This window comes from Thermobacillus sp. ZCTH02-B1 (genome assembly GCF_002159085.1).
Lineage (GTDB): Bacteria > Bacillota > Bacilli > Paenibacillales > Paenibacillaceae > Thermobacillus.
The window spans coordinates 1-25,049 of sequence record NZ_LZRU01000024.1 but is presented as its reverse complement, the minus strand read 5'-3'; the positions used below and the strand labels follow the sequence as shown (position 1 = coordinate 25,049).

Annotated in this window: 25 protein-coding genes; 6 read left to right on the top strand and 19 right to left on the bottom strand. The window is 67.2% G+C overall.

Going from position 1 to position 25,049, the window contains the following annotated elements:
• Positions 1–20: 20 nt before the first annotated feature.
• Positions 21–932 carry a YitT family protein gene (locus tag A9Z00_RS11165; RefSeq protein ID WP_296977203.1) on the bottom strand — a complete coding sequence of 304 codons (912 nt, stop codon included), beginning with the start codon at positions 930–932 and terminating at the stop codon, positions 21–23.
• An 87-nt stretch (positions 933–1,019) separates the two neighbouring features.
• Positions 1,020–1,985, bottom strand: coding sequence for an ATP-dependent DNA ligase (locus A9Z00_RS11160; RefSeq protein WP_296977201.1), 966 nt, complete (start codon positions 1,983–1,985; stop codon positions 1,020–1,022).
• 163 nt (positions 1,986–2,148) lie between these two features.
• Here A9Z00_RS11160 and ligD point away from each other — a divergent pair, with 163 nt between their 5' ends.
• The gene (ligD, locus tag A9Z00_RS11155; RefSeq protein WP_296977198.1) at positions 2,149–3,051 is read left to right on the top strand and encodes a non-homologous end-joining DNA ligase; all 903 of its coding nucleotides are present in this window, start codon (positions 2,149–2,151) and stop codon (positions 3,049–3,051) included.
• A gap of 141 nt (positions 3,052–3,192) precedes the next feature.
• Here the strand turns inward: ligD and cls are convergent, their stop codons facing one another.
• A complete protein-coding gene (cls, locus tag A9Z00_RS11150; RefSeq protein ID WP_296977196.1) occupies positions 3,193–4,695 on the bottom strand; it encodes a cardiolipin synthase in 1,503 nt (500 codons plus the stop codon).
• A 126-nt stretch (positions 4,696–4,821) separates the two neighbouring features.
• On the opposite strand from cls, the gene A9Z00_RS11145 reads away from it, so the two are divergent.
• Positions 4,822–5,925 carry a M23 family metallopeptidase gene (locus A9Z00_RS11145; RefSeq protein ID WP_296977193.1) on the top strand — a complete coding sequence of 368 codons (1,104 nt, stop codon included), beginning with the start codon at positions 4,822–4,824 and terminating at the stop codon, positions 5,923–5,925.
• Between the two features lie 2 nt (positions 5,926–5,927).
• Positions 5,928–6,437, top strand: coding sequence for a bactofilin family protein (locus tag A9Z00_RS11140; RefSeq protein ID WP_296977190.1), 510 nt, complete (start codon positions 5,928–5,930; stop codon positions 6,435–6,437).
• 8 nt (positions 6,438–6,445) lie between these two features.
• On the opposite strand, the gene A9Z00_RS11135 is transcribed toward A9Z00_RS11140, so the two are convergent.
• The 7 genes from A9Z00_RS11135 to A9Z00_RS11105 form a co-directional block, all read right to left on the bottom strand.
• Positions 6,446–6,766 (bottom strand): hypothetical protein, encoded by a 321-nt coding sequence (locus A9Z00_RS11135; RefSeq protein WP_296977188.1) that lies wholly within the window; start codon positions 6,764–6,766, stop codon positions 6,446–6,448.
• Between the two features lie 96 nt (positions 6,767–6,862).
• A complete protein-coding gene (locus tag A9Z00_RS11130) occupies positions 6,863–7,714 on the bottom strand; it encodes an inositol monophosphatase family protein (RefSeq protein ID WP_296977185.1) in 852 nt (283 codons plus the stop codon).
• A gap of 77 nt (positions 7,715–7,791) precedes the next feature.
• Complete coding sequence (locus A9Z00_RS11125; RefSeq protein ID WP_296977183.1) at positions 7,792–8,613, bottom strand: sulfite exporter TauE/SafE family protein; 822 nt, start codon at positions 8,611–8,613, stop codon at positions 7,792–7,794.
• A 67-nt stretch (positions 8,614–8,680) separates the two neighbouring features.
• Entirely contained in the window at positions 8,681–9,451 is a 771-nt protein-coding gene (gene fabI / locus A9Z00_RS11120; protein WP_296977181.1) for an enoyl-ACP reductase FabI, read from the bottom strand.
• Between the two features lie 239 nt (positions 9,452–9,690).
• The gene (locus A9Z00_RS11115; protein ID WP_296977179.1) at positions 9,691–10,008 is read right to left on the bottom strand and encodes a hypothetical protein; all 318 of its coding nucleotides are present in this window, start codon (positions 10,006–10,008) and stop codon (positions 9,691–9,693) included.
• A gap of 28 nt (positions 10,009–10,036) precedes the next feature.
• Positions 10,037–11,197, bottom strand: coding sequence for a D-alanine--D-alanine ligase (locus tag A9Z00_RS11110; RefSeq protein ID WP_296977177.1), 1,161 nt, complete (start codon positions 11,195–11,197; stop codon positions 10,037–10,039).
• Positions 11,198–11,239: 42 nt separating this feature from the next.
• Complete coding sequence (locus A9Z00_RS11105) at positions 11,240–12,304, bottom strand: amidase domain-containing protein (RefSeq protein ID WP_296977175.1); 1,065 nt, start codon at positions 12,302–12,304, stop codon at positions 11,240–11,242.
• Between the two features lie 274 nt (positions 12,305–12,578).
• On the opposite strand from A9Z00_RS11105, the gene acnA reads away from it, so the two are divergent.
• Positions 12,579–15,287, top strand: coding sequence for an aconitate hydratase AcnA (gene acnA / locus A9Z00_RS11100; protein WP_296977173.1), 2,709 nt, complete (start codon positions 12,579–12,581; stop codon positions 15,285–15,287).
• A gap of 93 nt (positions 15,288–15,380) precedes the next feature.
• Here the strand turns inward: acnA and A9Z00_RS11095 are convergent, their stop codons facing one another.
• Positions 15,381–16,130, bottom strand: coding sequence for an IclR family transcriptional regulator (locus A9Z00_RS11095; protein ID WP_296977171.1), 750 nt, complete (start codon positions 16,128–16,130; stop codon positions 15,381–15,383).
• A 469-nt stretch (positions 16,131–16,599) separates the two neighbouring features.
• Between A9Z00_RS11095 and A9Z00_RS11090 the strand changes: the two genes are divergently transcribed.
• Both A9Z00_RS11090 and A9Z00_RS11085 read left to right on the top strand, forming a co-directional pair.
• Positions 16,600–17,670, top strand: coding sequence for an alpha/beta hydrolase (locus tag A9Z00_RS11090; protein WP_296977170.1), 1,071 nt, complete (start codon positions 16,600–16,602; stop codon positions 17,668–17,670).
• A gap of 86 nt (positions 17,671–17,756) precedes the next feature.
• Positions 17,757–19,241, top strand: coding sequence for a Fe-Mn family superoxide dismutase (locus A9Z00_RS11085; protein ID WP_296977168.1), 1,485 nt, complete (start codon positions 17,757–17,759; stop codon positions 19,239–19,241).
• A 129-nt stretch (positions 19,242–19,370) separates the two neighbouring features.
• On the opposite strand, the gene folE is transcribed toward A9Z00_RS11085, so the two are convergent.
• From folE to A9Z00_RS11045, 8 genes are all read right to left on the bottom strand, one after another.
• Positions 19,371–19,964: a GTP cyclohydrolase I FolE gene (folE, locus tag A9Z00_RS11080; protein ID WP_296977166.1), complete on the bottom strand. Its 594-nt coding sequence runs from the start codon at positions 19,962–19,964 to the stop codon at positions 19,371–19,373.
• A gap of 36 nt (positions 19,965–20,000) precedes the next feature.
• Positions 20,001–20,222 (bottom strand): YneF family protein, encoded by a 222-nt coding sequence (locus A9Z00_RS11075; RefSeq protein WP_296977165.1) that lies wholly within the window; start codon positions 20,220–20,222, stop codon positions 20,001–20,003.
• Positions 20,223–20,282: 60 nt separating this feature from the next.
• Positions 20,283–20,846 (bottom strand): methylated-DNA--[protein]-cysteine S-methyltransferase, encoded by a 564-nt coding sequence (locus A9Z00_RS11070; protein WP_296977164.1) that lies wholly within the window; start codon positions 20,844–20,846, stop codon positions 20,283–20,285.
• Positions 20,847–20,848: 2 nt separating this feature from the next.
• Entirely contained in the window at positions 20,849–21,982 is a 1,134-nt protein-coding gene (gene queG / locus A9Z00_RS11065; RefSeq protein ID WP_483316299.1) for a tRNA epoxyqueuosine(34) reductase QueG, read from the bottom strand.
• A gap of 75 nt (positions 21,983–22,057) precedes the next feature.
• Positions 22,058–22,504 (bottom strand): ribonuclease HI, encoded by a 447-nt coding sequence (rnhA, locus tag A9Z00_RS11060; protein WP_296977162.1) that lies wholly within the window; start codon positions 22,502–22,504, stop codon positions 22,058–22,060.
• A 14-nt stretch (positions 22,505–22,518) separates the two neighbouring features.
• Entirely contained in the window at positions 22,519–23,103 is a 585-nt protein-coding gene (lepB, locus tag A9Z00_RS11055; protein WP_296977161.1) for a signal peptidase I, read from the bottom strand.
• 129 nt (positions 23,104–23,232) lie between these two features.
• On the bottom strand, positions 23,233–23,655 hold the full coding sequence (locus tag A9Z00_RS11050) for a GNAT family N-acetyltransferase (RefSeq protein ID WP_296977160.1): 423 nt from the start codon (positions 23,653–23,655) through the stop codon (positions 23,233–23,235).
• Positions 23,656–24,062: 407 nt separating this feature from the next.
• A complete protein-coding gene (locus A9Z00_RS11045) occupies positions 24,063–24,983 on the bottom strand; it encodes a prenyltransferase/squalene oxidase repeat-containing protein (protein WP_296977159.1) in 921 nt (306 codons plus the stop codon).
• Between the last annotated feature and the right edge of the window lie 66 nt (positions 24,984–25,049).

Below are 25,049 nucleotides of genomic sequence, written 5' to 3'. Positions count from 1 at the left end.
CTGAATCCGCGCGGCGGGCCTCAGACGAACGGCCGGAGCCGCCTCGCCCTGTCGTACCGGACGCCTTCGATCTCGACGTCCGGGTCGAGCGCGGCGAGCAGTTCGCGCAGCGGCTTCACGTCACGCCGGTAGACGTCGACGATCGCCGTCACGCCGTCGTCCGCCCCGGTCCAGCGGACCCTGAGCTCCCGTTCCGAGGCTTCCCGCAGCCGGGAAAGGACGGCGCTGCGGACGCGCAGCCGCTTGACCGGGGACATGCCGGTATACCCCGCCTCCAGCATGAAATAGGCCAGCACGTGCGCGATGATCGAATAGATCGCCTGGTTCGCGCCGAACACGAAGCCGGCGAGCAGCAGGATGGCCAGATTCGCGGCAAAGATCGCGGCGCCGGCGTCGAACCGGCGAAACGCCGGCCGAAGCGGCGCGGACGCGGCGAGCTCGTCAAAGTTTCCCTGCCGCAGGATGAGGCCGATGCCGATGCCGAGGAACGTGCCGCCGCCCAGCGCGGCCGCCAGCGGATCGTCGGAGACCGCCGGCACCGGATGCAGATAGTGCGTGAACAGCGCGATCAGCGCGACCGGCAGCAGCATCCGCAGCGCCTGACGCCGGTTCGCGGCCTTCCGGCCGAGCAGAAACGGCAGGTTGAACAGGAACAGCACGAGGCTGAGCTGCATCTCGGTCAAATGCGCGGCGATGATCGAGGCGCCGGCGATGCCGCCGGTCGCCACCCCGTTCGGTCTCAGGAACAACTCCAGACCGACCGCCGCGAGTACACTTCCGAAGACGATCAGGCCGTAGTGGATCAACCGGTCCACGAGTGTGCCGGAACGGCGGGCCAGGCCCGATCCGGCCGGATCGTCCGGCCGGACGGCGCTCCCGCGTCCGGAAGGCGGAAAAGCGGCGCTATGCAAAACGTGGTCCCTGAAGGTCATGCCCGCGTCGCCTCCTCGTACCCGAAGCTCCATCCTCCTGGCTCTTACGTTACCACAGTCCGGCGCCATGCTCAAACCGCCCCGGGGTCAGTCCGCCGCGGGATCGGCCGCGTCGTCGATCCGGTCGAACGTGCAGGCTTCGGCCTGTCCCGTGCCGACCGCCTCGATCACGGGATGCCGGAGCGTCCGGCCGGGCGTCCACTCGAGGTAGCGGACCTTCGCCGTGAGCAGCGGCCGGAGCCAGACTGCGCCGGCGCTGCGCGGCGGCTTCGCCGCGAACGGGCAGTCCGGCGAGCGGATCAGCTCCGCCGCGGCGGCGATCCCGGCCCGATCCCGAACGGTGAGCCGGCCCGATCCCGCGTGGCCGATGTAGTGCAGGCGCCCCTGCCGGTCGTACAGGCCGAGAAGCAGCGCGTTCACCAGCCCGCCGTCATACGTGACGCCGCCCACGACGGCCGTCAGATCGCGCCTGACCTTGATTTTGCGCCAGCGCCCGTCCTTGCCGCCGATCGCGTAGGTGCTGGCGAGATCCTTCACGACGATGCCTTCCATGCCGTGCGCGCGCATGACCTCGAACAGCCTTGCGCCGTCGGCCGCGTTCTCGACAAGCCGGACGTTGTCGCAGGGTTCGAGCGTGCGCCCGAGCAGCCGCTGCCGCTCCTCGAGGCTGTGCCCGGTCACCCATTCGCCGTCCAGATACAGGATGTCAAACACCATGTAGGCGACCGGGATTTCGCGGACGGCGGCCGACACGGCGCGCGCGCTGCGAATGCCGTCCCTGCGCATCACCTCGTGGAACGACGGCTTCCCGCCGTCGAAGGCGACGATTTCGCCGTCGAGGATGGCCGACTTCGCCCGGAGATAGCGGCGCGCGTCGGCCAGTTCGGGATATTGCATCGTCCGCTCGTGCAGCCTCCGGTTCACGAGCCTCGTGGAGGCGCCGTCGAAATACACGAGCATGCGCACGCCGTCCCATTTGATCTGGGCGACCCATCGCGGTCCCGTCGGAATGTCTTCCGCGGCGACCGGCTCGAACGGCACGATCGGTTCCATGCGCAAGGCCTCCTTGCCAACATTGGTCCGTCGGTCGGTCGTCGACTCCTCGCAACGGCGCAATCGTCGTGGACGCTTCCAATCAACGCAACCATTTGAGACGGCCCGAACACCGCCGGAGACAGCAGCCGGAGCGCGGGCCGCGGTACGGGAGGTTCGGCACATGGCAAGCACCCCGTCGGGCACGATCACGGTGCAGGGCGAACAATTGACGATCAGCAATCCGGACCGGATGCTCTGGCCGGAGGCGGGCATCACGAAGCTGCGCTACCTGGAGAAGCTCGCGGAGCTCGCCCCGTATCTCATCCGGCACTGCGAAGGCCGCTACCTGACGGTCATCCGCTATCCGAACGGCATTCACGGCGACTCTTTCTATCAAAAGTACGCCCCCGAACCGCTGCCCCCCTTCGTGCGCACCGCCGAGCGGAACGGCGTCCGCCATGTCGTGCTCGACTCGCTGCCGACGCTCATCTGGCTCGGCAACCTCGCCTGTCTCGAGTTTCACGCCTCGTTCGACCGGATCGGCGAGCCGCTGCGCCCGACGGAATGGGTGATCGACCTCGATCCGTCGCGGGAAGAGGAGCCGCGCATCATGGAGGCGGCGTGGCTGGCGGGAGAACTGCTCCGAACCCTCGGCGTCGCGTCCGTGCCGAAGACGTCCGGCGCGACGGGCGTGCAGATCGTCGTGCCGGTCGAGCCCGATCTCACCTTCGACGAGTTGCGCGCCATCGGCCGGTTCGTCGGCGAGTATCTGGTCGGGAAACATCCGGAGCTGTTCACGATCGAACGGCTGAAAAAGAACCGCGGGGACCGCATCTACTTCGACTATCTGCAGCACTGGGCGGGCAAGACGCTGTCCGCGCCGTACACGCCCCGCGCCCGCCCGGCCGCGACCGTCTCGACGCCGCTCACATGGGACGAGGTGCGGGCGGACGCCAGGCCCGAGGATTTCAACCTGCACACGATCGGCCCGCGCCTCGCGCGGCTCGGCGATCTGCTCGAACGGACGCCGCGCCAGAACCTTCGGCCGATCTACGAATTCATCCGCGGGCGCCGCGGCGGTTAGAGACGGGCAAACACGGGATGCGGCCGATGTCACGGCCCAAGGCGGCAGCCCGGGTCGCGGCCGGGCTTCACAGCAAGGGACGGCAGCCCGGTTTGCGGTCGGGCGTCACAGCAAAGGGGCAGCCCGGAATGCGGACGGGTCTTACAGCAGCGGCGACAGCAGCCGCGCCAGCGCCCGGCCCGCCCGCGCGCCGGCCGACGTCCCGCGCAGCTCCTCCGCCGTCGCCTCGCGCGAATCCGCGAGATCCTGCCGGAAATCTTCCTCCAGCCGCCCGATCGGCTTCCCGTCGAACAGCAGTGCGTTCAGCTCGTAGTTGCTGTAGAAGCTGCGCATGTCCAGATTCGCCGTGCCCACCGAGGCGAGCAGCCGGTCGACGATCATCACCTTCGCATGGATGAACCCCTTCCGGTACCGGTACACCTTGACGCCGGCCTCCTCCAGGTCCGCCGCGTGGGACAGCGTCGCGGCCTGCACGAGGCGCGAATCGGAGACGCCGGGCACGATCAGGCGCACGTCCACACCGCCGAGCGCCGCCATCCTCAACGCCGATTTCAGACCTTCATCCGGCACGAAATACGGCGTCTCGATCCAGACGCGTTCCCGCGCGGCGCCGATCGCGGCCAGCAGGCTGTCGTGGATCTCGTCCCCGCCGGGGTGCGGGCCGCACGAGACGATCTGCATCCGTTCGCGCGACGTGCAGGCGTGCGGCGGCCAGTAGGCCGGATCGTCCAGCGTTTCGCCGGACGCCAGCTTCCAGTCGCGGACAAATGCGTTCTGCAGATCGTACACGGCGTCCCCCTCCAGCTTGAGGTGCGTGTCGCGCCAGCAGCCGAGCTTCCTGTCCATCCCCAAATATTCGTCGCCGATGTTGATGCCGCCCGTAAAGCCGGACTTGCCGTCGACGACGATGATTTTGCGGTGGTAGCGGTGATTGATGCGGCGGCTCAGCAGCGCGGCTCCGGGCGGCAGGAAGCAGCGCGCGCGCACGCCGGCCGCCTCCAGTTCGCGGAGGTACGCCCGGCGCAGCTTCCGGCTGCCGATGCCGTCGTAGATGAGCCGCACCTGCACGCCTTCCCGCGCCTTGCGGATGAGCGCATCCCGGAACCTGCGCCCGACGCCGTCTTCGCGCAGGATGTAAAAGGCCGCGTGGATGTGATGCTCGGCCTTGTCGATCATCGCGAACATCTCCCGGAACGCCGCTTCCCCGTCCGTCAGGATTTCCACCCCGTTGCAGCCGGTGATCGGCGCTTTCGCAATCGCCCGCAGCGCCCGTCCGAGCCGCCCGTCCCCGGAAAAGTCGTCGTTTGCCGCCACGGAGCGCCGCGCGGGCATCGGGTCCCCGGCGTTTCCGCCGCCTTCGCCCCGGCCGGGACGGCCTGCGGCGGCCCCGCCGACGCCCTCGCCCCCGCCGGACCCGGATCCGTTAGCCCCGGCGACTCCCGTTCCCCTTGCGTCCGGCCCGTCATCCCCGGCGCCGGCCTTCCCCCGGCTGAGCAGGAACGGGAGGATGCCGACGATCGGCAGCGCGAGCAGAACCAGCAGCCACGCCGCCGCGCGCTCCGGACGCCGGTGCTCCGCTGCGAGAACGGCGACGGCTTCCGCCCACCAGACGATGACGGCCGCCGCCAGCCACGGCCAGACCATGCCTACCGCCCCTTTCCAGACAGGTCGTCTCTCTAGTATGCCCTTGTCCCGTGACATGTTTCCCTTCGGACAGAAATAAATAACTAGTGAGCGAGCACACCAGCACCGGACGGGGGGCGCCGCGGCTTGAGGGACAGGGATTCGATCCGGTGGTCGCTGATCGTCATGCGCGGTCCCGACCAGCGCGTGCGCCAGTTCCGGATCCGCCGGCGGGTCGTCTATGCGGCGCCCGCGGCGCTGCTCCTGCTGTTCGCCGCCGTGCTGGCCGCCCTGCAGCTTCGCGCCGCGTGGCAGCTCGACGCGCTTCGGCGGGAGCTGGCCGAGCAGAGCGTCCGGCACCGGGAAGCGATGGCGGCGAAGGACGGACGGATCCGCGCGCTGGAAGCGGAAATGCAGGCGCTGTCCGACCAGCAGGGGGCGCTCGAGCGGCGGCTGGAGGACTTGCGGGAACTGGAACGGCGGTTGGAGAGGTTTTTCGACCGGTACGGGGAAGGGGAAGATGCGGCGACGCCGGAAACGGATGCAGCGCAGAACGCGGCCGGACCGGACAGGACCGACGGTGCAGGCGCATCCGCGGACGGCCCCGGAAGCGCAAGCGCATTTGCGGACAGCCCCGGCGGAACGGATGCATCCGCGCGCGGGCCGGAAGATCCGGATCGAACCGCGGACGGTCCCGCCTCGCCGGAAGCGACCGCCGCCCGGATGATCCGGATGATGCACGCGGACAATCCCGATTTGCGCGCGCTGACGGGGATGGTTGACGAGCTGGAACGGTCGATGGAGCGCCGGATCGAGGCGGAGCGGCTCAGGCGGATGGAAGCCGACGCCCTGCCCTCCGCCTGGCCGACCCGGTCCCGCCGGATCACGTCGACCTGGGGATACCGCCGCGATCCGTTTACCGGGGAGATCGTGTTCCATGACGGAATCGACATCGCCGGTCGGGCGGGCGATCCGGTCTACGCAGCCGGCGACGGAACGGTCGAAGACGCCGGCATCGACAACACCCGCGGCCGGTACGTCGTGATCGCCCACCGGAACGGGCTGACCAGCCGGTATTACCACCTGTCGTCCGTCGACGTGGAACCCGGCGACGCCGTGAAGCGGAACGAACGGATCGGCTCGCTCGGATCGACGGGGCGGAGCACCGGACCGCATCTGCATTTCGCGGTCGCCAGGGAAGGGGAGAGCGTGAACCCGCTCGACTATCTTGAGCTTGTGAAGGAGGAGTAGGCATGCGCAGGAAACGCCCCGCTCCCGTGACCGATACGCTGATCGGCCGGGGCACGACCGTCGAGGGACGCATCGAATGCGATGCGGGCCTCCGGATCGAAGGCGAATTCACCGGCGAGATCGTCTGTCGGGGCGACGTCGTGATCGGCGAATCCGGCGTCGTGCGCAGCAACGTCACGGCCCGCGGCGTCACCGTGGCGGGCAAGCTGTACGGCAGCGTGACGGCGCACGGCCGCTTCACCCTCTTGAGGACCGGCGAAATGCACGGCGACGTGGCGGCCGCGGGATATGTGATCGAGGGCGGCGCGAAGCTGAACGCCGATTGCCGGACCGACCCGTCGCTCGCAGAGGAGCCGCGGAACGGCGGCCTGAAGCAGCCGGCATCCTCCAACGCGAAGCCGCCGCACGTCTCCGCGGCCGAAGCGGCCGGCGCCGCCGGCGCCCTGCCCGCGTCCGCCGTCTCCCGCGACGCCCGCCTCGCCGCCCCGCAGGCGAAAAAACAGGCAGGATGAAGAGCGCCTCACCGCTCTTCGTCCCGCCCTTTCCCGCTGTCACCGTTCTTGTCTTTCCCGCCTTCGTCGAGCCGGATCATGAAGCGGTCGTAGCGGCCGTCGATCTCGCGCGCCATGCTGCGGTACCGCTTCGTCTCCTCGACGATCGGGTCGTATTCGGTCTGAATCCGCACTTCGTACTTCGGCGGAAGGTTCAACCGGACAAGCTCCTCGCGGTCGGGTTCGTCGACCGGCCCGTCCCCGAGCCGTTCCGCGAGCAGCCGCTCCGCGTCCGCTTCCGGTCCGCGCGCCGCGCGGCCGCCTTCCCGCCGCTCCTCACGATCGTCCATGCGACTCACCTTCCCGCAAGATGCCGTATGCAGCCTGCGCCGCCCGCCGCGGCATCCCTGCCGCACAGTGTCCAGTATCGCAAGGGGCGCGGCCGTTTATTCCGCCGACGCCGAGCGCAGAACCTTGAGCAGCTCGTCGTGCACGGCGCCGTTCGACGCGACGACGTCGCGCACGCCGAGATGGTACGGATTGCCTTCCAAATCGGTGACGACGCCTCCCGACTCCTGGATGAGCAGGGCACCCGCCGCGATGTCCCAGCTGTTCAGACCGATCTCCCAGAACGCGGAGAGCCGGCCCGCGGCAACATAAGCGAGATGTAGCGCCGCCGACCCGGCCGTGCGCACGTTCCGCACCCGGGGCGCGACGGCTTCGAGCTGCCGCATGTTCAGCAACAGCGCGCCGTCACGGTCGGCCGGGAAGCCCGTCGCGACGAGGCTGTCGCGCAGTTTTTCCTCCCGGGACACCTGCATGCGCCGGCCGCGGACATAGGCGCCCTTGCCCTTCTCCGCGATGAACAGCTCGTCCTTCGACGGATCGTAGACGACGCCGAGGATGACCTCACCCCGGTGTGCCAGCGCGATCGAGACGGAGAAGAAGGGAAATCCGTGCACGAAGTTCGTCGTCCCGTCGATCGGGTCGACAATCCACAGATATTCCGCGTCCTTCAGTTCATTGATCGCCGCTATCGAAGCCTCCGGTCCCGGCTCGACGCCCTCCTCCCCGAGGACGGCGTGATCCGGAAAATGCGTCAGAATCAGGCTCCGGATCAGGTTCTCCGAACCCTTGTCCACTTCCGTCACCAGATCGCTGTGCGACGTCTTGTGGTTCAGGGTGGAGTAGCCGCCCACCTTCGTTTTGATCCATTCGCCCGCCTTCGCCGCGCAGTTGATCGCCACGGCGGCGAAGCTTTTGCGGCCGATGACCTGCCGGTTGTCCGAATCGCTCATGAACTCCCCACCTTTTCCGTCCTGAAGCCCGTGCAACAAGATGACCGCCGAAGCGGCAAGCCCGCCGATGTGCGCCGTTACAGAGAGCCGATCCCGTCCCATATCATGCGGATCGCGAGCACCAGCAACGTCGCGCGCAGGAGCCAGAGCAGCCCCTGCCCCGACAGGCGCCGCGCGATCCGTGCGCCGATCCTGCCGCCCATCCACGCCCCCGGCAGCAGCGCCGCCGCAAGCAGCCAGTCGATCTCGCCGAGCGCCGCCTTCACGCTGCTGCCGAGCAGCGATGACAGGAAGATCACGAACATCGAGGTTGCGGTCGCCACATGCGGCGGGAATTGGAACAGCAAGACCATGACCGGCACGAACAGCGACCCGCCGCCGATGCCGAACAATCCGGAGACGAGGCCGACGAGAAAACCGATGGCAAGTCCCGGAAGGTACGCGAAGCCGTACGCGTGCGCATTCCCGCCCGCGTCGGTCCAGACGCGGCGGATCGGCCACCGGCGCGGGGACGGCTTCAGCCGGTCGCGCAGGATGAGCAGCGCCGCCATCAGCAGCATGAAGACGCCGAACGCGATCCGGAACGGCCCGGCGGGCAGCCGCCCGGTCAGGGCGGACCCGATCATCGCGGCGGGACCGCTCGTCGCGAACAGCAGCCACGCGATGCGGAAGTCGACGCGCCGGTCCTTCATGTAGGACAGCGTCGACGCGAGCGCGGTGAAGATCAGCACGGCCAGCGACGTGCCGACCGCCGTGTCGTGGCCGACCGGCCCGCCGGTCAGCACCGGACCGAACAGGATCAGCGAAGGCACGATGATGACACCGCCGCCGAGGCCGACGATGCTGCCGAACACGGCGGCGATGAGTCCCAACAGGAGCAGGATGACGGCGATGATCATGCGGTTTCAGTCGCCTTTCCGTTTGCTTGCGCCGGCCCGTGCGCCGCGGCGTTCCGACGCCGCCGCGTCACGCGCCGACGATATGGTATCCGTTGTCCACGTAGATGACTTCGCCCGTGATGCCGCGCGACAGATGGCTCATCAGGAACATCGCCGTGTCCCCGACTTCCTCCGGGTCCGTCGTCCGGCGCAGCGGCGCCTTCTCCTCGACCACGCGCAGGATCGAGTTGAAATCCTTGATCCCCTTCGCCGCGAGCGTCCGGATCGGACCGGCCGATATCGCGTTGACGCGGATGTTGTACCGGCCGAGGTCCGCGGCCAGGTAGCGGACGGACGCCTCGAGCGCGGCCTTCGCCACGCCCATCACGTTGTAGTTCGGCATGGCCCGCTCGGACCCGAGATAGGTCATCGTCACGATGCTGCCGCCTTCGGTCATGAGCGGGTGGAGCTTCTGCGCCACCGCCGTCAGCGAGTAGACGCTGATGTCATGCGCCAGCGCGAAACCCGCGCGCGAGGTGTTCACATACATGCCGTCCAGCTCTTCCGACTTCGCGAAAGCGATGCTGTGCACGAGGCCGTGCAGCACCCCGAACGACTCGCGCAGCGCGCCGGCCAGCCGGTCGATGTCCTCGTCGCTCGCCACGTTGCACGGCAGGACGAGGGAGCCCGGCATCGTGTCGGTAAGCTTGCGCACCCGCTCTTCCACGCGCTCGTTCTCGTAGGTGAACGCGAGGTTGGCGCCCTGGCTTTTGAGCGACCGGGCAATGGCCCAGGCGATGCTCCTTTCGTTCGCCACTCCCATGACGACGATGTTCCTGCCCTCAAGCAAACCGCCCATGAACCGACTCTCCTCCCTGGTGTTGTCCTTCGTCCAACGTAACGGATTCTGACAACGATTTCAAGTGGCACCCTTCACATTCCGCCGAAAATGCTCGTCCGCCCGCGGGAGCTTGTCCCGTTTTGAGCCGCGCGGAAGGTGCGCCGCCCCGGATCCGCCCGGCACCGCGCCGGCGCGCCGCCGGACGCCCGGCATTTCCCGCGGCGCCCCGTCTCGTTCCATATCCCGCAGGTTCGCCTTCACGCCTGCCCGCCGAATGCCATCTCCTCCGCCAACGCCGTCAGCACGCGCGCCTCTTCCTCCGTCAGCCGGCGTACCAGATCCATCTCGACCGCGGTCACTTCCTCGCCCTGGAAACTGATTTCCGCGATCGACGCGGTGATCCGGACGATCGCGATCGCCCGGTTGTCCGGCGTGAAAGCGATCACCTTCTGGCCGGTCGGGTAGACGCGGAATCCGCTTTTGGTCATCTTGCACTTGCCGTATTCGAGGAGCTCGTACAACTCATGCTCGGATTCGAATGTGCAGACGGAGTTGAATTCGGTCGCAAAGCCCATCGGAATCCCTCCCGGGGGATGTGTCGCCTCATTCGCCGTAGACGAGCTTCTGACGGGCCTCGTGGCGCTCGAACGCGAGCGCGATCAGCCGGTCGATCAGCTCGCGATAGGACAGCCCGGACTCCTTCCAGAGCAGCGGATACATGCTGTACGGCGTGAAGCCCGGCATCGTGTTCACTTCGTTGATGAAGATGCGCCCGTCTTCCTTCCGGAGGAAAAAGTCGACCCGCGCGAGCCCCGAGCAGTCGATCGCCTGATACGCGCGCAGCGCCATCTCGCGGATCTGTTCCGCCGTCTCCTTCGGAATGTCGGCCGGAATTTTCAAGACGGATTTGCCGTCGACATATTTCGCGTTGTAGTCGTAGAAATCGTTCGACGGGATGATCTCGCCGACGACCGACGCGCAGGGCTCGTCGTTGCCGAGCACGCTCACCTCGAGCTCGCGGGCGTTCACGAACTCCTCGACCAGCACCTTGCGGTCGTAGCGGAACGCGTGCTCGACGGCCCGAATCAGCTGCTCGCGGTTGTAGGCCTTCGAGATGCCGACGCTCGAACCGAGGTTGGCCGGCTTGACGAAGCACGGATAGCCGAGCGACACCTCGATCTCCATGATGAAATATTGCGCGTCCTTGTCCCACTGCGTCCGGGTAAAATGCCGGAACACGCACTGCGGCAACCCTTCGTGCGCGAACACCCGCTTCATCATGATCTTGTCCATGCCGACGGCCGAGGCGAGCACGCCCGCACCGACATACGGAATGCCGGCCATCTCGAGCAGCCCCTGGATCGTGCCGTCCTCGCCGTACGTGCCGTGCAGCAGCGGGAAGACGACGTCCAGCCGTCCGGCGGATCCGGAAGCGGAAGCCACGGCCCGTTCCGGCGCGTCCGCCGCGTTCGCTTGCACGGCCGGCGCCTTGGCCGGCGCGGCCATCCGCTCGAACATCGGCAGCAGCATCTGCGGCGACGCGGCGCCGCCCGCTTCGTCATAACGGATGAGGCCGATGTGCTCCGGCGGTGCCGAAAGCGCGGGACCGGCGTGCCAGATGCCCTGCTTCGTGATATAGAACGGCTGGATTTCATACTTGTCGTAATCGAACGCCTGCATCACGGAGAACGCGGTTTGCAGCGACACCTCGTGTTCCCCCGAACGTCCGCCGTAGACAAGCCCTACCCGTATTTTGTTCCCCATGTCCATCCTCCGGTCTCTCAATGATTCCCCGCAGCCTGCCGGTCAGAATTCGTCCGCGATGTGAAAGAACCTGTACCGCGTCCGTTCCGTCCAGGCGTAAGAGTCGCGGTAATCCCAATAGCGGTGGTGGCTGGCCGTCGTGTTCGCATTGACGAGCGGCATCCCCGCGCTGTCGAAGGCGGTGACGATCGTCGTGTGGCGGAAGCGCCCGTCGCCGTCCCAGTCGTAGAAGATGACGTCTCCGAGCGCGAGGTCCGTCGGCGAATCGACCTGCACGCCCTGCAGCCCTCTGGACGCGCCCCTCGCCAAATACGATTGAAGCGCATGCGAGACCGCCCAGCTGTAGCTCCACAGCTCGCGGCCGCCGCTGCGCCCCTTGTACCACCAGCCCGAATCCCTTCTACCAGTATAGTTCATCGGAGCATGGCCTGCAAAGAGGCACTGGGACACATAATTCGTGCAATTCACCGCGAACGTCTCGTAAGCCGGATTCGGCTCGTTCCACCATCGGTCGGCGTAGGCGGCCGCGAGATCCCTCCGGTAGGGGATGCCCGCGCGCAACCCGTTGAAATGCGGCAGCAGCCGGCTGTTTATATAAGGAAGCGGAAGCGCCGGCCCGTCGTCCCCTGCGGATCCGCCGGCTTCGTCCGCGGACCGCTCGCGCTGCGTCCCCGCATCCTCCGGCCGCAGTTCCGCGATCTCGGGTTCGATGGCGGTTACGCGCCAGATGCCGCCGCGTTTTTCGAGCCGGATGCGTTCGATCTCCATTTTTTCCTCGGTATAGGCGGCTTTTCCGAAGGACAAGCTTCGCTTGAGGTGCAGCTTGAGGCGGACCGCGGCCGTATCGCCGTCTTCCCGGATCGCCAGCAGTTCCGCCCGGGCTTCATGCCGCTCGGGTCGTGCGCCGCGCAGCCGCTCCCGCTCGCGCATGCGCGCAAGGCGCGCCTCGAGCCGCTCCAGATGGCGCCCGTCATCCGCCACGGTCAAGAGCGGCGCAATCGTCATGTCGATCTCCGCCTCGTTCACGCACTTCACGTATTCGTGCACGGCCGCCCGCCAGCCGTCCAGCGCCGGCGGACGCCGGCCGGCTCCGCTACTAAGCGCCATGCCGCCCCATCCTCCCTCCGGCCGCATCGTCTCGGATTCCCCGGGACCCGAAGTCCGCGGGACGGGAAGCGGATCGCTTCATGTATATGTGCCGCGCGGCGGTTTCATGAATCGCGGCGGGTGCGGCAAAATCGGGCTTTACGTTGACCCGCGCAGGCGATATACTAGGTATATGGCGCGATTATGAAATTGAGTTTCACTAGATGAAACAACCGGGATCCGGAGTGAACAAATCGCGGCATTGGATTCATCTTGGGCAAGGAGGTTACGTTTCATGGCGCTGCAAGATGCTTACGGCATCCGCTCCACCCTTGAAGTCGGCGGCAGGAAATACGCCTACTACCGGCTGCAGGGGCTGGAGGAGCAAGGGCTCGGCAGCATCTCGAAGCTTCCGTACTCGATCAAGGTGCTGCTCGAAGCCGCCGTCCGCCAGTTCGACGGACGCGCGATCACGAAGGAGCATGTGAAGATGCTGGCCTCCTGGGCGGACGGCCGGCAGGACAAGGAAATCCCGTTCATCCCCGCCCGCATCGTCTTGCAGGACTTCACCGGCGTGCCGGTCGTCGTCGACCTCGCGGCGATGCGCGACACGGTGAAGAAGGCGGGCGGCGATCCGAAGCGGATCAACCCGCTCGTGCCGGTTGACCTCGTCATCGACCACTCCGTCATGGTCGACGCGTTCGGCACGCCCGACGCGCAGGAGACGAACGAACGGCTCGAGTTCGAGCGGAACGGCGAACGTTATCGCTTCCTCCGCTGGGCGCAGACGGCGTTCGACAACTTCCGCGTCGTGCCCCCGGGAACGGGCATCGTGCACCAGGTGAACCTGGAATACCTCGCGACCGTGGCCGCGACGAAGGAAGTGGACGGCGAGACGCTCGTCTTCCCGGACTCCCTCGTCGGCACGGACTCGCACACGACGATGATCAACGGCCTCGGCGTCGTCGGCTGGGGCGTCGGCGGCATCGAGGCGGAAGCCGGCATGCTCGGCCAGCCGCTCTACTTCGTCATGCCCGAGGTCATCGGCTTCAAGCTGACGGGCAAGCTCGCGGAAGGCGCGACGGCGACCGACCTGGCGCTGACCGTGACGCAGATGCTCCGCAAGAAGGGCGTCGTCGGCAAGTTCGTCGAATTCTTCGGCCCGGGCCTGTCGAACATCAGCCTGCCGGACCGCGCGACGGTCGCGAACATGGCGCCTGAATACGGCGCGACGATCGGTTTCTTCCCGGTCGACCACATCTCGCTCGACTACCTGCGCCAGACGGGACGCAGCGAGGAACAGATCGCGCTCGTTGAAGCCTACTACAAGGCGCAGGGCATGTTCCGCACGGACGACACGCCGGATCCGGTCTTCTCGGACATCATCGAGCTCGACCTGTCGACGGTCGTGCCGAGCCTGGCCGGACCGAAGCGTCCGCAGGACCGGATCGAGCTGTCGGCGATGAAGGAATCCTGGAACAAGATCATCCGCACGCCGATCGACCAGGGCGGCTACGGCCTCGACGAGGAGAAGATCGCCGAGACCGTGGAGGTCAAGCACCCGAACGGCGAAGTGTCGAAGCTCGGCACCGGCTCGGTCGTCATCGCGGCGATCACGAGCTGCACGAACACGTCGAACCCGTCCGTCCTGATCGGCGCCGGCCTCGTCGCGAAGAAGGCGGTCGAGCGCGGCCTGAAGGTGCCGCCGTACGTGAAGACGTCGCTGACGCCGGGCTCGCTCGTCGTCACCGACTACCTGCGGAAGGCCGGCCTGCTCGAACCGCTCGAGAAGCTCGGCTTCTACATCGCGGGCTACGGCTGCACGACCTGCATCGGCAACTCCGGTCCGCTGCCGGATGAAGTGAGCCGGGCGATCGCCGACCACGACCTGACGGTCGTCTCCGTCCTTTCCGGCAACCGGAACTTCGAAGGCCGCGTCCACGCGCAAGTCAAGGCGAACTATCTGGCGTCCCCGCCGCTCGTCGTCGCCTACGCGCTGGCCGGCACGGTCGACATCGACCTGACGAAGGATCCGATCGGCCACGATCCGGAAGGCCGGCCGGTCTACCTGCGCGACATCTGGCCGTCGTCGCAGGAGATCCAGGACGCGATCAACAAGTCGCTCACGCCGGACATGTTCCGCGCGAAGTACGCGAACGTGTTCACGCAGAACAAGCGCTGGAACGAGATCCCGGTGCCGCAGGGCGAATCGTACGAGTGGGACGAGAACTCGACCTACATCGCGAACCCGCCGTTCTTCGAGAACCTGCATGAGGGCGTCAAGGATCTCGCCGACATCACCGGCGCCCGCGTGCTCGCGCTGCTCGGCGACAACGTGACGACCGACCACATCTCGCCGGCCGGCAGCATCAAGGTGGACAGCCCGGCGGGCAAATACCTGATCGAGCGCGGCGTGAAGCGCGAGGACTTCAACTCGTACGGATCCCGCCGCGGCAACCACGAGGTCATGATGCGCGGCACGTTCGCCAACATCCGCATCCGGAATCAGGTGGCGCCGGGCACGGAGGGCGGCGTGACGAAGTATCTGCCGACGGACGAAGTGATGCCGATCTACGACGCCGCGATGAAGTACAAGGCGGACGGCACGAACCTCATCGTCATCGCCGGCAAGGAGTACGGCATGGGCAGCTCCCGCGACTGGGCGGCGAAGGGCACCTACCTGCTCGGCGTCAAGGCCGTCATCGCGGAAAGCTTCGAGCGCATCCACCGCGCGAACCTCGTCGGCATGGGCGTGCTGCCGCTGCAGTTCCGGAACGGCGACAGTTGGAAATCGCTCGGCATCACGGGCCGCGAGACGTTCGACATCGTCGGCCTGACGAACGACCTGAAGCCGGGCGACACGGTGAAGGTCGTCGCGACCCGCGAGGACGGCAGCAAGTTCGAGTTCCCGGTCACCGTCCGGCTCGACTCCTACGTCGACATCGACTACTACCGCAACGGCGGCATTCTGCAGACGGTGCTCCGTCAGATGATCGCAAGCTGACGCCGGAACGGCGCGCACGCGACGCAAAAAGGCTTCCCCCCGGGCTTCTCGTCCGGGCGGGAAGCCTTTTTTGCCGCTTTCGATCAGCTCCCCCTATTTGCCCAGCATCATGCCCATGCGGCGCGCGGCCTCGCGGATGGCCGGCACGTACGACTGCATGACTTCCGGTGTGAGCCGGCCCGACGGACCGGAGACGGAAAGCGCGGCCATCAGACGGCCCGAACGGTCCAGGATCGGCGCGGACACCGCCGCCGCGCCGGGCTCGCGCTCCTCGAAGCTCGTCGCGTAGCCGGACTCACGGATCTCGGCGAGCTGCCCGAGAAACGCCTCCTTGTCGATCGAGGCCGGCCAGTCGGGATCGTCGAGCACGAGGCGCAGCGTCTCCTCGTCGCTCCAGGCGAGCAGCACCTTGCTCGATGCGCCGACATAGAGCGGCAGGCGGGCGCCGACCGGGGCGACGCGACGGACCGGCTGGTTGCTTTGCACCGCCTGGATCCGGATCCGCTCCTTGCCGTCGCGGACGTACAGGCTGACCGTCTCGCCGAGCATGTCGCGCAGCCGCTCCATTTCGGGCAGGAGCAGGGAGGCCGGATCGTCTCCCGAGGCCTGGTTCGCCGCCAGCTCCCAGATCCGCATGCCGATGCGGTACCGCTCGGTCAGCGGGTCCCGCGCGACGAATCCTTTCCGCTCCAGCGTGGCGAGCATGCGGTGCACCGTGCTTTTGTGCAGGCCGGTCCGCTCCGCCATCTCGGTCATCGACCATTCGGCCCGCTCGAGGAACAGCAACAACAGGTCCAGCGCGCGCTCGACCGCGCGGACCGTCGATTTTCCGTCGTCCGTCACAAGAATCGCCTCCCGGTTGCCACCGAGCGATGTTTCGTACCATGAAACTCGATACCATACAGTATAAATCACTTCCCGGCCGCGGGCCATAGGCCTTCCGGAGAATGTGCGCGAACGTGCCGTTGCGCTGCGGACGGGCCGGTGACGGGAAGACGGCGACACGGGGAAACGCCGCCGGCGGCGGGAGCACGGGGCGGGCAATCCCGGGAACGGACCGCAGACAAGCCGGAAACACGGCGCGGGCATGCACGGGAACGGACCGCGGACGGCGAAGGCGGACACGGGAACACGCTGCGGCCGGGCCGGAAACGCTGGCAGCGGAGGGATATGCTGGTCCTTTTTTTACATACAGATTACGCTTTCCTAACATCTTGTCGCCGCAAATTGACACGGCCGGCGCGCTCCCCTACGATAGAGGCAACCGAAATTTCAAGCGCTTACATGATGCGATCCGGGGAGGCGATGCCGCATGCGCTCGACGGTCATGCATCCGGAAGCCGGCATTCCGGCCGGGAATCCGGCGGCGCTGCCGGGTCCCGCGCTGCTGCCCGGAAGCGGTCCCGCAGGCGGGCCGGGGCTGCCCGTCCTGCCCGGCGGCCCGCCGGCCCGCCCGGGCGCCCCGGCGGCGTCCGGCCGCAGACGGCGCCTGAAGTTCGCCATTGCGCTCGCCTCCCTGACGGCGCTTGCGCTGCTCGCCTTCACGGCCCTCCACGCATACGTGGCCTGGCGGCTCGCCTATCCTCCCGTCGCGCCGCTGGCTTCCAATCCGTTCGAAGCCAAGGGACTCCCGTATTCCGACTTTCGCATCCCCGCGTCGGACGGCGTTCCGGCCGTCAACGGCTGGCACATTCCCGCCCCGTCGGGCGGCACCCGCACGATTGTCTTCAGCCATGGCTACGGCACGAACCGCGAAGAGCCCTGGGTGCCGATGTACGATCTGGCCGAGGCGATGCATGTCATGGACTACAACGTCATCCTGTTCGATTACGGCTTCGCCTCCGCCGAAGACCGGGCGCCGGCCACGGGCGGCGTCACGGAATCGCGCCAGCTCGTCCGCGTCATCGAATACGCGGCGGAGGCCGGCGCGGACCGGATCGTCGTCTGGGGGTTCTCGATGGGCGCCGGCACGGCGCTGCAGGCCGCGTTCCTCACGGACGACATCGCGGCGATGATTCTGGACAGCACGTTCATCGCCGAACCCGATACGCTCGCGCTGAATCTGGCGCAACTGTCGCCGGTGGACGGATTTCCGCGGCCCGCGCTGGTCGAGAAATTTTTTCCGCTCTGGGCGGGCACCCGGCTGGCCGGCATACCGGCCGACCGGATCAAGCGGACCGCCTACGACATGCCGATCCTGCTCATCCACGGGACGGACGACGAGAAGGCGCCGGTCGCGATCGCCGAGGCGATCGCCGCGAGCCAGCGCCACCCGCAGTCGGCGGTCTGGATCGTGCCGGGCGGCCGGCACGAATTGATGTTCCGCACGCATACCGGAGAATACCTGCGGCGCGTCGCCGCCTTTCTCGCGGGCATAGGATAACCCGTTCCGCGAATACATCTCTTGGGGATGCATCCGAAGGATGCATCCGCATCGAGGGGTGTCAGCGGAAGGAGGAATGGCGCGACGTGAGGTGGAGCGGGAACGCGCCGCCGGCCGACCCGGCGGCGGAAATCGCCGCCTGGAAGCGGGAGGAACTGCAGATGGCCGCCGAATTGTCCCGGCGGATCGCGGCGTTCAATCCGTCCGGCGCCCGGCTGCTCGCCGATTGGGTGCCGGTCTTCGACTATACGGCGCGGTGCGCCGAATACTGGCTCCAGGCGCGGGCGGCGCGGCCGGAGGCGTCCGGATACGGCTACGCATCGATCCCGGAGCCGTACGGCCGGTCCCTGTTCGAAGCCGCCTGCGCGCAGACCGAGGCGTTCGCGGGCCATCTCCGGCGGCTCGCGGACGGCGCCCGGAACAGCGGCCGCGCGGAGGAGGCGGACGCGCTCGCGCAGGCGGCCGAGTACGCCCGGTCCAGAATGGCCGGAGCGACGGAACGGACGTACCGGACGCCGCGTCCGGAACAGCCGCGGCTCCTCCGGCCCGAGACGGCAGGCGGAGCGTTCGATACGGAACGAAGCGGCGGGGCGGCGGATGCGGAACGCCATGGACCCGAACGGACGGACGATCGCCCGGGGGACGCCGGGCGGGCGGAAGACGACCGGCAGGACCGCGGCGAAGAGGATTCGGACGGGGAAGAACGCGCCGCGCCCGATGAGGGCGGTGATAGCCGCACCGGACGGGACGACGGCAGGGTGGAGCGCACGGGACAGGACCATGGAGGGGAGTCGCGCACCGGCCGTGCCGATGGCGGCGAGCACCGCGTCGAATGGAACCGCGGTGGCGAAGAACGCGCCCGGCAGGACCGGGACGCGGAGGACCTGGCCCGGCCGGACGACCGGAATGACCGGGCCCGTCCCGGTCCCGACGGTGTGTACCGCACCGTGCCGATCGGCGGGCACACGCTGCCGCCGCTGCCTTATGCCTACGACGCGCTCGAGCCGTACATCGACGAGGCGACGATGCGCATCCATCACGACCGGCACCACCGCGCCTACGTCGACGGCCTGAACCGGGCGGAACTCGCGCTGCGGGAAGCCCGCGCTTCCGGCCGGTTCGATCTCGTGAAGCACTGGGAGCGGGAGCTCGCGTTCAACGGCGCCGGCCACTATCTGCACACGATTTTCTGGAACGTGATGGCTCCCCGGGGCGGCGGACGGCCGACGGGCGCGCTCGCCAGGGCCATCGACGACAGTTTCGGCAGCTTCGAGGCGTTCCAACGCCAATTCTCCGCGGCGGCGGAACAGGTGGAGGGCGGCGGCTGGGCGATCCTCGTCTGGAGCCCGCGCAGCGGCCGGCTCGAGATTCTGCAGGCGGAGAAACACCAGAACCTGTCGCAATGGGACGTCGTGCCGCTCCTGCCGCTCGACGTATGGGAGCACGCGTACTATTTGAAGCACCAGAACCGCCGCGCCGACTACATCCGGGACTGGTGGAACGTCGTGAACTGGCCGTACGTCGAGGAGCGGTTCGCGAAGGCGTCGCAATTGCGGTGGGAGCCGTACTGATCCGGCGGCCCGCTTCCCGGGCAGGGGGGCGGGCCGTCCGACTGAAGACATGGCCTTCGCCGACAAAAAAGAAACGGCGTCCCGGCCGGAACGCGCTCCCGTCCCGGTGACGCCGTCCTCTTTTTGCCTCTACATCCGGATCAGTCGGAGAAACTCGTCCCGCAGCGCCGCGCTCTCCCGGAACTCCCCGCGGATCGCGGAGGTGACCGTCTTGCTGCCCGGCTTCTTGACGCCGCGGGCGCACATGCACAGATGCTCGCCTTCGACGACGACCATGACGCCGTGAGGGTGCAGCCTCTCCTCCAGAATGTCCGCGATCTGGCTCGTGATGCGCTCCTGCACCTGCAGCCTGCGCGTAACCGCGTCGACCAGCCGCGCCAGCTTGCTCAGGCCGACGATTTTGCCGCTCGGGAGGTAGCCGATGTGCACCTTGCCGAAGAACGGCGCGAGATGGTGCTCGCACTGGCTGTAATAGACGATGTCCTTCACGATCACGAGCTCTTCATGCTGCTCGTCGAACGTGACGCCGAGAACGTCGCCGGGGTCGACCGAGTAGCCGGCAAAGATCTCCTCGAACATCCGCACGACGCGGGCCGGCGTTTCAAGCAGCCCTTCCCGGTCGGGATCTTCCCCGATCAACCGAAGCATTTCCCGGACGATCCGCTCTAGCTCGGCACGGTTCTCCTGCACGTGCCGGTTTGCATATTCCTTCACGCCTGCCATGTCGATGAACGCCTCCCCCGGAGGCACGCCGCCGCCTCATTTCCGGCGGAAGTTCCCCCGCTTCATCATTTGCTGCGCGCGTTGCAGCTGCTGCTTGTTCAAATTGTAACCCATCTGTTTCGCCACTTTCTGAAGCATTTCCGGATCGTTCTGCATCTTGATGAACTGCCGGCGCAGGTAGAAAACGCCGCCCGCAAATCCGCCGATCAGGCCGACGATCAGCGTCAGAATCGGAAGGATGATGTCCCACGCGTTCAATTCGGCCGCCCCCCTTTCCGCAAGCAACGTCTTGCAAGTACGATCCGTCATGCCGCCGCGTCACGGCACGCCCGCGAGCGGCCGGGCCGCGTTCGCATAACGCCGTTCCAGTTCCAGCAAACGCGCCTTCGCCTCCAGCCCGCCGGCATAGCCGACCAGCGCCCCGTCCGCGCCGACGACCCGGTGGCACGGCACGATGATCGGCAGCGGGTTCCGGTTGTTCGCCCCGCCGACCGCCCGCACCGCCGACGAACGGCCGACCGCCGCGGCGAGCGCCTTGTAGGAGCGGACCTCCCCGTACGGGATGGCGGCGAGCGCCGCCCACACGGCCCGCTGGAAGGGAGTGCCGTACATCGCCGTCGGCAGCTCGAAGCGGAAGCGCTCGCCGCGGAAATATTCCGCGAGCTGCGCCGCCGCGTTCCGGAGCAGCGGGTCGTCCGGCGCGTGGACGAAGCCGCCGTCAAGGCCGCTCGCGGCCGCCCAGGCGTGCAGGGCCGGCGCCCGTTCTTCCATCCGGCCGAAATCGAGCCGGCACAGCCGGCCGTCCGCCGCGAGCAGGACGAGCGGACCGAGGGGCGAATCGATCTCCATGTATCGAACGGCCGCAGCCGTCTTCCGCATCATCTTCACACCTCCCGCCTGTCTTGATCCGTTGACCCTTCGAGCACCGCCAGCGCGGCCCGGATTCGTTCCGCGGCCTCGGGATCGGCCTCGCGTTCCAGCGCTTCCCGCAGCGCCCGCTCCGCATCGGAGCCGCCGATGCGCCCGAGCGCCCACGCGGCCGTGCCGCGCAGCACCGGACGCGGATCGTCCATGAGCACGCGGACGAGATCCGGCACCGCCGACTTTTCCCGGAAATGGCCGAGCGCGATGACCGCGTTGCGCTGGATCGGCTTCCTGCCCCGCCAGGCGGCGGCGGACGAACCGAACCGCTCCCGGAACTCGCGGTTGCCCATCTTGAGAAGCGGCACGAGCAGCGGCTTCACCGTGTCCGGGTCGGGCCGGAATTCCTCGTGATGCGTCCAGTCCATGCCGCGGTTTGCGGGGCAGACGATCTGGCACGTGTCGCAGCCGTACAGCCGGTTGCCGATCTTGCGCATCGCATCGTCGCTCAGGAACCCTTTCGTCTGCGTCAGGTACGAGACGCACGCCTGCGCGTTCAGCTCGCCCGGTCCGACGAGCGCGCCGGTCGGGCAGGCGTCGAGGCATTTCGTGCACGCGCCGCACATCTCCGTGACCGGCTGGTCCGGCGGCAGCGGCAGGTTCGTGATCATCTCGCCGAGATACACCCAGGAGCCGAATTCGGGCGTGATGATCGAGCAGTTCTTGCCGCTCCAGCCGATGCCCGCCCGCTCGGCGACGGCGCGGTCGACGAGCGCGCCCGTGTCCGTCATGGAAAGCGCCCGTAGCTCCGGCACCCGCTCGCGCAGCCATGCCTCGAGCCGGGCCAGGCGGTCGCGCAGCACCTCGTGGTAGTCGCGGCCCCAGGCCGAACGCGACAGGATGCCGCGGCGGGCTCCCGGCTCCGACTTCGGCGCGTCCCGCAGCTTGGACGGATAGGCAACCGCGATCGCGATGATCGAACGGGCGTCCTCCATCAGCAGCGCGGGGTTCGTACGCTTGTCCAGGTCCGGCTCCTCGAAGCCGGACTCGCGGCCGAGCCAGCGGTGCCGCTCCAGCCTCGCCCTGAGCTCGTCGAACGGCTCCGCCGAGGCGACGCCGATCTTGTCGATGCCGAGCGACCCCGCCGCCGCTTTCATCTCCGCCTTCAAATTGGCGTAGAATGCCGCGGGCCGCTCCGTCACGGCGGTCATGGCGGACCCAAGCCCCCTTTGTCAGCCCGGCTGCGACCACCGCCGGATCTCGGCCCTGGCCAGCTCGTCGCACCGGTTGTTCCATTCGTTGTCGCTGTGGCCCTTCACTTTCACATAGGATACCCGGTGCCGCTGCATGAGCGACCACAGCTCCCGCCAGAGATCCTGATTTTCCACCGGCTTGCCCTTGCTGTTCCGCCAGCCGTTCTTCAGCCAGCCTTCGATCCAGTTCTGCCGGAAGCAGTTCACGACGTACGCGGAGTCGCTGTAAACCGTTACGGCGCAGGGTTCCTTGAGCTGCTTCAGCGCCTCGACGACAGCGGTGATCTCCATCCGGTTGTTCGTCGTCATCGGCTCGCCGCCGGATATTTCCTTGCGATGGGATCCATAGAAGAGAACGGCGCCCCAGCCTCCCGGCCCCGGGTTGCCGGAACATGCGCCGTCCGTGTAAATCGTCACTTCTTTCACGTGCCGCGTCTCCCCTACAGGGTCTTCCAGCCCGAAATCGGCCAGAGGATGCATTCCGCCTTGCCGCGCAGCATGCCGACCGGCACCGTGCCGAACGAACGGCTGTCCTTGCTGGCGCCGCTCCGCCGGTTGTCGCCCATGACGAACACCTTCCCCGGCTCGACCGTCAGCGGTCCGAAATCGGGGCCGGCGATCGCGACGTCCGTATAGGGCTCGGCGAGCCGCTCGCCGTTCAGATAGAGCGCGCCGCCGCGGATCTCGATCGTGTCGCCCGCGACGCCGATCACCCGCTTGACGATGTACTTGCCGCCGCCCGGGGAAGGCGCCGGATCGACCAGCACGGCGATGTCGCCGCGCCCGGGCTCGCCCAGCAGATAGCCGATCTTGTTGACGAACAGCCGCTCGCCCGGCCGCAGCGTCGGTTCCATCGAGATGCCGTGCACGATCGAGAGATCGAAGACGAACAGCTTCAGCGCGGCGACGACGACGACCGCGATGGCGAGCGACCGGATCCACTCGAGCAGCTCGCGGATCCGGCCGGCCGGCGCCCCGCGCCGCGCCCGTCCGCCTTCATCCGTGATCTCCGCCGGATTGTTCATGGCACCCTCCGACCGCCACCGTCACCAAAATGCGCTGAGAATAGAAAAGCATATCTTGCGGCCGAAAGCAAGGCTCGCAACATATGCCGTGGAAAAATCCGTTCCATTTTCGCCTTCCGGGGCCGGCTGTCAACCCGCCATGATTGCGAGTTTCCGGTTCGAATGCCGGAAATCCTGCGCCTTGTAGCCCAACGCTTCGTACAACGGAAGGAGGGGTTGGTTGTGCTCGTCCGCGGCGACCATGACCTGCGTGACCTTGCGCTGCTCGAATCGGACCTTCAGGCCCTGGATCAGCGCCTTCGCGCATCCCCGGCCGCGGTAGTCCGGATGAACCGCGATCCGGTAGTAATAGCCGCGGTCCCTGTCGATCGTGCCGATGATGAAGCCCGCGATGTTGCCGTCGATCTCCGCAACCAGAATCAAATCGCTGTCCCACCCGAGCTGGCGGGCGAACGCTTCGCGCGTCTCTTCACAGCAGGCTTCGGAGAGGACGGTCTCCATCAGCTCCGATACGGCCCGGTAATCCGACAGTTGAAAAGAGCGAACAACCATGGATCGAGTACCCCCGCATTTTCATTCAGATGAGAAAGATTCCGTTGGGAAAAAAGACAAGCATCTTATCCAATACGACAAAAATGAACGGATTCCTGCAAATTCTCAAAAAAAAGTTTGGAGCTTTCGTCTTTTTCTTGGAAAAGATGCCGTTGAAAAAAGATTGGAAGCGCTTGCTTTCCGTTGTTCGTTCGACCCGTATCCCGACGGTTGTTCGTTCAGCCCGCGTCCGCAGCATTTGTGTCCCGCTTACCAGATATATATGACGTCCCGCCGCCGAATGCGCAGATTTCGCGCAGCCCGCGAGGGCCGTTCGGCGGCGGGCGCACCGCCGGCCGTTCCCCGTTGGCCGGCCGGGAACCGGAATCGTCCCCGGCCTATCACGCCGGGTTGTTCGGCCGGGCAGCTCAGATGACCCCGTATGCCCGCAGCGTCTTCAGCCGCTCCACCGTCAGCCAGCCGCGCCATTCGAGCTCGGCGCCCGGGCTCACCGTCTGCCAGTTGATCGGCCAGCCGCCATCCTCCCGCTGCTCGCGAAGCAGCGCCTCCAGATGCTCCCGCACCTCGGCTTCCGTCACGAACCTGGCCGCGTAGCTGTCCGGGCGCGGCGCCCAGTCCAGCACCTTCTGGACGTAGCCTTCGGCCTTCGGATCGCGCACGATCGCCTCCGTGCCGGCCAGCCAGACATCCAGTCCGGCCAGGTGGGGGAGCGCCCGCTCCCGGTCGGGCACGTGCTGCAGGAACGCCAGCCAGTTCACCGCGTCGTGATAGCCCGTCGGCTGGCCCCGCTCGATCACGCTCCAGACGTAATCCTCGTTCTTCCGGAACCATTCTTCCGCGAAGATGTCCGTCCGCACCCGCTGCCGGTACAGGAGGGCGAGGATGCGGCCGGTCGGGTTGATCGAGGGCACGTCGTCGCGATCCGTCTTCCACCACGGCGCGCACGCATCATCGCTTGCATTCCGGAAGACGAACGGCAGGCCGCCCTCCGGCAGCGTAATGCCGCGCAGAAACCGGATGATCCCGTCCAGCACCTCCGGATCGAAGAGGTCGATCTCGTCCATCATGACCAGCGCCAGTTCCGTCGCGGCGGGCTGGCTGTGCGGGCAGCGAATGTCCGCCTCGAGCGCGTTGCCGAACCCGCCGTCCGGGTTCTGGTACGCGCGGAGCGCCGCGATGACCGCTTCCTTCGGCCCGCCCTCGAACCAGAATTCGTACCGCCTCCGGTCCACCAGCCGCGCATTTTCGTACAAAAACGCTCGCGCGCGCGCCGGCACTTCACGTTCCGCCGCCATTTTCACGAGTTCCGGCATGTCGTGATGTCCCATCGCTCCATCCTCCCGTGTCCCCAAATGTCCGCTCCGCGTCGCTCATCCGCCGCCAGGTCCGTACCG

Bases quoted from the DNA above. Each gene is read 5' to 3' on its own strand.
- A9Z00_RS11165 (WP_296977203.1), bottom strand. From the start codon at position 932: ATGACCTTCAGGGACCACGTTTTGCATAGCGCCGCTTTTCCGCCTTCC.
- A9Z00_RS11160 (WP_296977201.1), bottom strand. From the start codon at position 1,985: ATGGAACCGATCGTGCCGTTCGAGCCGGTCGCCGCGGAAGACATTCCG.
- ligD (WP_296977198.1), top strand. From the start codon at position 2,149: ATGGCAAGCACCCCGTCGGGCACGATCACGGTGCAGGGCGAACAATTG.
- cls (WP_296977196.1), bottom strand. From the start codon at position 4,695: ATGGTCTGGCCGTGGCTGGCGGCGGCCGTCATCGTCTGGTGGGCGGAA.
- A9Z00_RS11140 (WP_296977190.1), top strand. From the start codon at position 5,928: ATGCGCAGGAAACGCCCCGCTCCCGTGACCGATACGCTGATCGGCCGG.
- A9Z00_RS11135 (WP_296977188.1), bottom strand. From the start codon at position 6,766: ATGGACGATCGTGAGGAGCGGCGGGAAGGCGGCCGCGCGGCGCGCGGA.
- A9Z00_RS11130 (WP_296977185.1), bottom strand. From the start codon at position 7,714: ATGAGCGATTCGGACAACCGGCAGGTCATCGGCCGCAAAAGCTTCGCC.
- A9Z00_RS11125 (WP_296977183.1), bottom strand. From the start codon at position 8,613: ATGATCATCGCCGTCATCCTGCTCCTGTTGGGACTCATCGCCGCCGTG.
- fabI (WP_296977181.1), bottom strand. From the start codon at position 9,451: ATGGGCGGTTTGCTTGAGGGCAGGAACATCGTCGTCATGGGAGTGGCG.
- A9Z00_RS11115 (WP_296977179.1), bottom strand. From the start codon at position 10,008: ATGGGCTTTGCGACCGAATTCAACTCCGTCTGCACATTCGAATCCGAG.
- A9Z00_RS11110 (WP_296977177.1), bottom strand. From the start codon at position 11,197: ATGGGGAACAAAATACGGGTAGGGCTTGTCTACGGCGGACGTTCGGGG.
- A9Z00_RS11105 (WP_296977175.1), bottom strand. From the start codon at position 12,304: ATGGCGCTTAGTAGCGGAGCCGGCCGGCGTCCGCCGGCGCTGGACGGC.
- acnA (WP_296977173.1), top strand. From the start codon at position 12,579: ATGGCGCTGCAAGATGCTTACGGCATCCGCTCCACCCTTGAAGTCGGC.
- A9Z00_RS11090 (WP_296977170.1), top strand. From the start codon at position 16,600: ATGCGCTCGACGGTCATGCATCCGGAAGCCGGCATTCCGGCCGGGAAT.
- folE (WP_296977166.1), bottom strand. From the start codon at position 19,964: ATGGCAGGCGTGAAGGAATATGCAAACCGGCACGTGCAGGAGAACCGT.
- A9Z00_RS11070 (WP_296977164.1), bottom strand. From the start codon at position 20,846: ATGATGCGGAAGACGGCTGCGGCCGTTCGATACATGGAGATCGATTCG.
- queG (WP_483316299.1), bottom strand. From the start codon at position 21,982: ATGAAAGCGGCGGCGGGGTCGCTCGGCATCGACAAGATCGGCGTCGCC.
- lepB (WP_296977161.1), bottom strand. From the start codon at position 23,103: ATGAACAATCCGGCGGAGATCACGGATGAAGGCGGACGGGCGCGGCGC.
- A9Z00_RS11050 (WP_296977160.1), bottom strand. From the start codon at position 23,655: ATGGTTGTTCGCTCTTTTCAACTGTCGGATTACCGGGCCGTATCGGAG.
- A9Z00_RS11045 (WP_296977159.1), bottom strand. From the start codon at position 24,983: ATGGGACATCACGACATGCCGGAACTCGTGAAAATGGCGGCGGAACGT.